7 protein-coding genes are annotated in these 7,402 nt (G+C 63.7%); 2 read left to right on the plus strand and 5 right to left on the minus strand.

Annotation, left to right across the window (positions count from 1 at the left end; translation table 11 throughout):
• Positions 1-124 precede the first annotated feature (124 nt).
• The 4 genes from WAN02_RS28930 to WAN02_RS28945 form a co-directional block, all read right to left on the minus strand.
• Positions 125-1,105, minus strand: a complete 981-nt coding sequence (locus WAN02_RS28930; RefSeq protein WP_422268825.1) for an alpha/beta hydrolase — start codon at positions 1,103-1,105, stop codon at positions 125-127.
• Positions 1,102-1,938, minus strand: coding sequence for an SDR family NAD(P)-dependent oxidoreductase (locus WAN02_RS28935; protein WP_422268826.1), 837 nt, complete (start codon positions 1,936-1,938; stop codon positions 1,102-1,104). Before WAN02_RS28935 ends, WAN02_RS28930 begins: the two co-directional genes overlap by 4 nt.
• Positions 1,935-2,414: a nuclear transport factor 2 family protein gene (locus tag WAN02_RS28940; RefSeq protein WP_422268827.1), complete on the minus strand. Its 480-nt coding sequence runs from the start codon at positions 2,412-2,414 to the stop codon at positions 1,935-1,937. The genes WAN02_RS28935 and WAN02_RS28940 overlap by 4 nt, the downstream gene beginning before the upstream one ends.
• Before the next feature lie 90 nt (positions 2,415-2,504).
• On the minus strand, positions 2,505-3,149 hold the full coding sequence (locus tag WAN02_RS28945) for a TetR/AcrR family transcriptional regulator (RefSeq protein ID WP_422268828.1): 645 nt from the start codon (positions 3,147-3,149) through the stop codon (positions 2,505-2,507).
• Positions 3,150-3,318: 169 nt separating this feature from the next.
• Between WAN02_RS28945 and WAN02_RS28950 the strand changes: the two genes are divergently transcribed.
• Entirely contained in the window at positions 3,319-4,218 is a 900-nt protein-coding gene (locus WAN02_RS28950; protein WP_422268829.1) for a hypothetical protein, read from the plus strand.
• Between the two features lie 20 nt (positions 4,219-4,238).
• Here WAN02_RS28950 and WAN02_RS28955 read toward each other — a convergent pair whose 3' ends face one another.
• Positions 4,239-5,846, minus strand: coding sequence for an acyl-CoA synthetase (locus tag WAN02_RS28955; protein ID WP_422268830.1), 1,608 nt, complete (start codon positions 5,844-5,846; stop codon positions 4,239-4,241).
• Between the two features lie 102 nt (positions 5,847-5,948).
• Here WAN02_RS28955 and WAN02_RS28960 point away from each other — a divergent pair.
• Positions 5,949-7,402: flavin-containing monooxygenase (locus WAN02_RS28960; RefSeq protein ID WP_422268831.1), on the plus strand; the 1,454-nt coding region annotated here is incomplete at its 3' end.

Here is a 7,402-nt window from a genome sequence, read left to right on the forward strand (position 1 = left end):
CGTTGTCGATCTCGCGGGGCGGTGCCGCCGGCCGCAACACGTCGGAAAGCTCCATCCGTCGCTCGTCGGTGAGCATCAGCTGTCTCCTTCTGCCAATTCTGCGTTGGCGTGATTGTGGGCGACTTCACGGCGCTGGGGCGACGTCATGTCCGGTGATCGGGACGTCGAATCGGACCGGGTGAGCGAATTTCGCCCGCAGCAGCGCGCCGATCTCGGCGATAGCCAGTCGACCGCGCGCGGTCGCGTCACAACGCATGAGAAATCCGTGGTACATACCGGGATAGCGGGTGGTGGTGGTCTGCACGCCGGCATCTTGGAGCCGTGCCGCGTACCGCTCGCCCCAGTCTTGGATCGGATCGCATGCCGCGGTCACCACGATCGCCGGCGGTAGGCCGGACAGGTCGGATGCGTAAGCGGGAACGAGGTATGGATCCCGGGGTGGGCCGGCGTTGCCGTCGGCGAGGGCATGCATGTAGTCGATGTCATCGCGGGCGAGGAGCGGGCCATCGGGAAGTGCGGTAATCGACGGTGCGGTCATGTCCCGATCCAAGCCCGGATACAGCAGCACCTGCGCACAGATCGCCGGGCCGCCACGGTCCCGTGTGGCCAGAGCAACCGCGGCCGCCAGCGAACCGCCCGCGCTGTCGCCGACCACTGCGACGCGGGCGGAATCGACAGCGAGGTCCTGTGCGTTCCGCGAGACCCACTCGGTGGCGGCGTAGGCGTCGTCGAATTGCGCGGGCGGCGGCGACTCCGGGGCCAACCGATAGTCGACGGCCACGACGGTGGCACCCGATGCCGATGCAAGCTCGCGGGCCAGCGGTTCAAAAGAATGATTGGAGCCCATGACGAGTCCGCCGCCATGAAAGTAGACCAGCGCGGGCTGACCGGAACCGTCTGTAGGACGGTAGATCCGAACAGGAGTCGATCCCGCGGGGCCGGGGATCGTCGCATCGTCGATGCTTGCCATCGCGGGCATTTCATCGGGCAGCGGCGCGGATTCGACCGCGGCGCGCACCGCAGCAAGGCCGCGTTTGCGCATCGGCGGGATCGCTCCGAACGCCCCCACCCGCGCGGCGGCGTCGGGATCGAGTTGCGGCGTCATCTCAGCGCCGGAGATTGTTGCGCGGCAAGCACATTCGCGCGGTCTGCCATGGCCGACGCGACGGACTGCTGGGTGAGCAAATAGAAGCGGCCCTCCGCGGCCTGCTCGAACACCGTCTCGGCGGCCGCCAGCGGATCCATGGCCGCGGCCTTGATGTCCAGCATCGCGGAACGCTGCGCCTCAGCGGCAGCGACATCACCGGCGTTCGTGTCGACGCCGCCCGCCGACTCGAAGATGTTGGACACCACCGCGCCGGGCAGCACCGCCTGCACGTGGATGTGGTGGTCGTGACCCGCCGATTGAACGTCCAGATGCAGGCATTCCGTCAACGCGAGCACGGCGTGTTTGCTCATGATGTAAGGCGCCTGCAGCGGGATTGCGCGTACTGCACCGACCGATGACAGGTTCCACACCCAGGCCTGCTCGTCGGTGGCCATCATTTTCGGGAGGAACGCCCGGACGCCGAAAAAGACGCCGCTGACATTGATGTCGACGACACGCTGCCAGTTGGGCACCGGTGTGTCCCACAGGTAGCCAAACTGTTCGACGCCGGCGTTGTTCACCAACAGCCGGACCAGACCGACATCGCGGTAGACGCGGTCGGCGAGTTGCTGGACGGCATCCGGGTCGGTCACGTCGCACCGGATGTCTACCGCCGCGCCGCCTGCGGCGCAAAGTTCGGCGCGCAGCGCGGCGATGGCGACGGCGTCGATGTCGGCCAGGACGACGGTCATGCCCAGCCGGCTGGCGTATCGCGCCAGTCCCGCGCCGATCCCGGCGCCGGCACCGGTAATGACGGCGACGCCGCCAGAGAATGTTTCGCGTGGGCTCACGAACCTGCGGCGCTGTCGGCACTGAGCTCCGACAGCAGGACAGAGTTTGTGGCATCGAGCACGACGTCCATCTCGGTGAACACCAGCCCGGTGGGTCCGCGTCGGACGCCGACGTTGACGACGCCGCTGGACACCGCGAACGGGACGAAGTTGGCGATTTGGTTTACGAGGATATAGAAGCGCGCGCGGGTAACGTCACCGTCGGTTCCGGTACGGTGCACGTTGGTGGCGTGGTGGCGCAACGGGTATGGGCTCTGCTTGCGATGATCGGACAGCCATCCCATCACCGCGTCGCGTCCGTGCAGTTCCGGTGACATCAAGTCTTCGAAGGGGCTGGCTCCCGAATCGCTTCGCGTCAGGTAATGCACGTCCTCGTCGTAGCTCGCCGCCAGGTCGTCGTCGTGCGCTTCGTCGTAGTGGTACCAGAAGCCGGCGATGAACTCTTGTAGCTCTGGCAACGTGATGTCGTGGCTCATGGAGCGAGTCAACCTCGGTGCGGCCCCGATAGGACCCCGGTTGCCCGGTCAGTGGAACACCGTGCTGGCCTCAGCCGGCGCAGGCCGCGGTCACCGTGTTGGCGAACGACGGCTGCGCAACGATCGTTGTCCGGTCGGCTGTGCTGACAGCGCGCCGACGATCATCTCGATGCCGGTGCGCAAAGCCCATCTCAAGTGGTCGAAGTCACCGTCCTCCATCCAGTAAACATAGGCTTGCCTGCAGGTTTGGATCACCAGGTGAGCCGGCAGCTCGCGGCGGAACGGGTCGGCGCCGAGGTCGTAGCGGGCGGCGAGAAAGTCTGAGATGGAGGCAGCGAGGTCTTCGCCCCAATCAAGCCAGCGCAGCCGATACTGCGGAGCTCTGAGCATCAGCTCTAAGAACCGACGGTCTATCTCAACTTGTCCGCGCCGGGGTACCTCAGTGGCAAACGCCTCGACCAAGGTATCGACGGTGTCGCTGTCGGACGGGGCTTGTTGGAGCGATTGGATGCTCAGCCTGCCGAATTCCCGAAACAGCGGCATGACAACGTCTTCTTTGACTGGAAAGTGTCGGTGGAAGGTGCGGGGCGCAATGCCTACCGCCTCGCAGATGCGCTCCACAGTTGCCGATGTCGAGCCTTCGGCAAGGAAGATGTCGCGCGCAGCCATGGCGATGTCCAAGCGGAACTGCTCAGCGCGCCGTTCGCTCAGTGTGGGCCTCCCTTGCGCAGTCACGTCACGCTCCTTTGCTCCTGACTTTTGTCCCACTCAGTGGGCATACCGCGTGATGCTCTGGTGCCGTTGTGCATAGCATCACTGTCAGATTATGACAATTAATGCAGAATCTGACAAGACGCTGAATGTCGAACGCAACACCGCGCCATTGCCTAGGAAGGAACCCGAAATGTCCACTGAAGAAACCGAATTGAGCTACGACGACTACACGCACGACTTCATGGGCAAAGTCGGTAACATCCAGGACTTCTCGCGTGACTTCCTGCTGGGACTGGCTCGTGTGTTCGAGGACACTTTGAACTTCGTGCCTTATGCGCACGTAACCACCTACGCCGACAAGGTCGGCATCAACACCGCCATGGACGTTGCCGCCGAGATGTCACGCGCGGTCATGCGCCAGGTGATGCCGATGGGCCGCTTCATCGCGCCGCCCGGATGGGATTGGAAAAACGCCCAGTACCAAGCGATTCCGTTTGACCTACAAACCGACGACCTGACCAAACCAGCTCTGATGCGGCTGATCAAAACGTATTGGGATCAATACCTCAAGGGGCATAACTACTTCATCGATCAGTGGACCAAGATCATCCCGGAAGACGAGGTTTGGCTTGGGTTGCCGGATATGTACCAGCTGATCATCGAATACGAATACCCGAAGCTGGCCAAGGTGCTCAAGATTGAGCCTGTGCACGTAGTCGACTTTCTCAAGCTGGCGTGTCTGAGTATCGACGGCACTCTCGGCTACGGCGGCGAGTACATCGTGCACAACCCCGATCACGTTGTGCTCAACATGCGTCGATGCGAAGTATTGCAAAAATACACCGACGAAGGCCTTTACCCACCGGCGAGAGCGTGGATGAATTGCACGTTCGAACAGCGGATCTCCGCACCGTTCTTCCCCGGCTGTAAGCTCGATATCAACTTACCGCCAAAGGATTTCAAGTTCGCCCAAGGCGAGCCGTTCTGCGTATGGACTTACACCCGCGGCGAGGAAAATCATCAGGCGGCCGCGGCTGCGCCAGATCCCCGTGCCAGCGCCATGAAAAAGATTCCCATCATCCCGGTGTGAAGGCAGTGGGATCGGCCAGCTCATCGCAGATTCGACAGCTGCTTGTTGAGGCTGAAGCGTTCGCGCAGTTCGAGTTTGAGAAGTTTGCCGCTGGGGTTCTTCGGCAGTGAATCGACGAAGAAAATAGCTTTTGGTGTCTTGAACCCGGCCAGGTGCTCCCGGCAGTGGGCAACGAGATTGTCTTCGGTGAGGGTGACTCCGTCGCGGGGCACCACCGCCGCCACCACTGCTTCTACCCAGACCGGGTGCGCCAAGGCGAATACCGCGACTTCCTGGACACCGCTGTGCCGGTACATGACTTCCTCGACTTCGCGGCTGGCCACGTTCTCGCCACCGGTTTTGATCATGTCTTTCTTGCGGTCGACGACGTGCAGCAGACCGTGCTCGTCGAAGTAGCCGAGATCGCCGGAATGGAACCAGCCAGCCCGGAACGCCTCGGCGGTGCGTTCGGCATCGTCAAGGTAGCCCAGCATCAAATGCGGTCTGCGGTGGGCGATCTCGCCGACGATACCAGTGGCCACCGGGATGTCGCTATCGTCGAGAATCGTCGTCTCCACGTTGATCACGGGGCGGCCGGCCGCGCCGGCGTGGGCGTCCTGCTCAGCCGGGCCGAGCGCTGACGCCAGCGGTGCCATTTCGGTCTGACCATAGAAGTTCCACAAACTCAGACTGGGTAGCCGGGCCCGGATCTCGCTGAGGATCTCGATGGGCATAGCCGAAGCGCCGTAGTACCCCTTACGCAGGCTGGACAAGTCCACCTCGTCGAAGACCGGGCAACGCAGCAGGCTGATCCATACCGTCGGCGGCGCAAAGTAATTCGTGACGCCGTAGCGTGCGATGGTGCGCAGGACCAGTTCAGGGTCCGGACGCGGAAGGATGATGCTGGTCGCCCCTAGATAGATGTCTGTGGCCAGAAAGTTGTCCAGCTGCGCGCAGTGGTAAAGCGGCAGCGAGTGGATCTCGATGTCGTCGCCGGTCATCGACCCGGCGACGATGGTGCTCACGTACTGCCACATCAGGCTGCGGCCGGAATGCATGGCCGCCTTGGGGCGCGACTCGGTGCCGCTGGTGTACATCAGCCGCACCAGCTGGTCGTCGTCGATGCGCGGGTTGGGGGCGGCGGCGGTAGTCGTCAGCCACGCTGCGAAGTCTGCCCAGCCCGCCGCAGCCGTGTGCCCGGCAGGCAGCAGCACGACTTTTGTCGTGACTGAGCCGCCCAGCCGCATCGCTTCTTCGGCCGTCGGCATGAGTTCCGCTTCGACGATGAATCCGCCGACTCGGCTGTGGCCCAGGATGTAGGCGATCTCCTCGGCGGTGAGCATGAAGTTGATCGGCACCAGAACCACACCGGCGCGTGCCGTCGCGAACGCCAGCACCGCGTACTGCCAGCAGTTGTGCGCCAGCAAAGCGATGCGCTCGCCAGGCGCAAAGCCGTTGTCGTGCAATGCTGCCGCGGCTCTATCGACCAGATGATCGAACTCGGCGAAGGTCAGCACGACGTGCCCGTCGATGATTGCCGTCTTGTCCGGCTGGCGGCGGGCCGTTCGGCGAGGAATATCGCCGAGCGTATGACCGCGTGCCTGCGCGATCAGGGTGTCCACCTGTTCGTCGGAATGCACCCGGTCCATGTGTCGCAGGGTATGCCCGGGACGGCGCCGCGCGCCTACTCGTGTCCCGCTGAGTAGACAGATGGTCGCGCGGCTCACCCGTCCGCTTTGATACTCGATGGCATGACCGCCGCCACGGAATCGACGTCGCCCACCGGCCCCGCCGCTCCTGACCCGGGCGAACTGCGGGACAACCTGCGTCAGGCTGACCCGGGCGTGCTGGTGGCGGTGCTCGCTCAGCTCACCGGCGACCCGTCGGTGATCGAGACGTATGCGCCCAACATCTCGCACATTCCCGACCCGCCCGAACGGGCCGGCGTCACCGACCCCGATACCGCCGAGGCGCTGGTGAACGCCGTCATCGACGCGCTGGATCAGCCTCGACGCGCTGACGCGGTGGCAGCCGCCGACCGGGCTTTGTTCGCCCGATTGCTACCGATCGCACTGGGTTCGGAGGTCGACGACGAGCAGGTGGACCTGCTGCTCGAGCAGGGCGGCTTCCAGCGCTCACAGCCGACGTTGCCGCGCACGGCGCCGATCCCGGAGACCGTCAACATCGCCATCATCGGGGCGGGCATCGCTGGGATGAGCGTCGCCCTGGCGGCCGCAGCGGAGGGCGTGTCCTACGAGATCTTCGATCGCAACGAGGAAGTCGGCGGCACCTGGCTGACCACAACCTATCCGGGCATCGGCGTCGACACGCCGTCCGCGTACTACTCGCTGTCGTGGGAAGTCAACCCCGACTGGAGCAACTACTACCCGCAAGGCGCGGAGTATCAGCGCTATTTGGTGGCACTGGCCGACAAGTACAGGCTGCGCGAGCGGACCCGGTTCGGCATCGAGGTCGAGGCCTTGTGGTGGGACGCCGATCGCAACCAGTGGCAGATCCATTCCGTCGATGCCGAGGGCCGTCGCGACGTCAGCTACGCCTGCGTCGTGATCACCGCGGCCGGCTATCTCAACCGCCCGCGCTGGCCCGATGTCAAGGGTCGGGAGACGTTCGCGGGCACCAGCATTCACTCCGCTCTGTGGGATTCCTCGCTGGATCTCACCGGCAAGAAGATGGCGATCATCGGCGCGGGCTGCACAGCGGTGCAGATCGTCGACGCCTGCGTCGACCAGGTGGACCACTTGACGGTGTTCCAGCGTCAGCCGCACTGGGTGGCACCACGTAAGCGTCCCACCGATGAGGTTCCGGCGCATCGCCGCTACCTTGGTCGCCACCTGCCATATTACGCGAATTGGAACCGGCTGAAATCGTATTGGGGCACCGCGGATAACAACTATCCGGTCATCCTGCAGGACCCGGAGTGGGCCAAGGACCACCTGTCCATCTCTGCGGCCAACGACGTGCTGCTGCAGATGTGTCTGGAGTACATCGAGCAGACTTTCGGCAAAGACACGGAGCTGGCCAAGAAGGTCACACCGGATTTCGCACCCTACGGTAAACGGATCATACGCGATCCGGGCAGCTATTACGCGGCGTTGACGCGCGATCATGTTGACGTCGAGGCCAGTGAACCCGCCGAGGTCAACGCGAAAGGCATTGTCACACAGGATGGTAGGCAGATTGATCT

The organism is Mycobacterium sp., from assembly GCF_049281135.1.
Lineage (GTDB): Bacteria > Actinomycetota > Actinomycetes > Mycobacteriales > Mycobacteriaceae > Mycobacterium.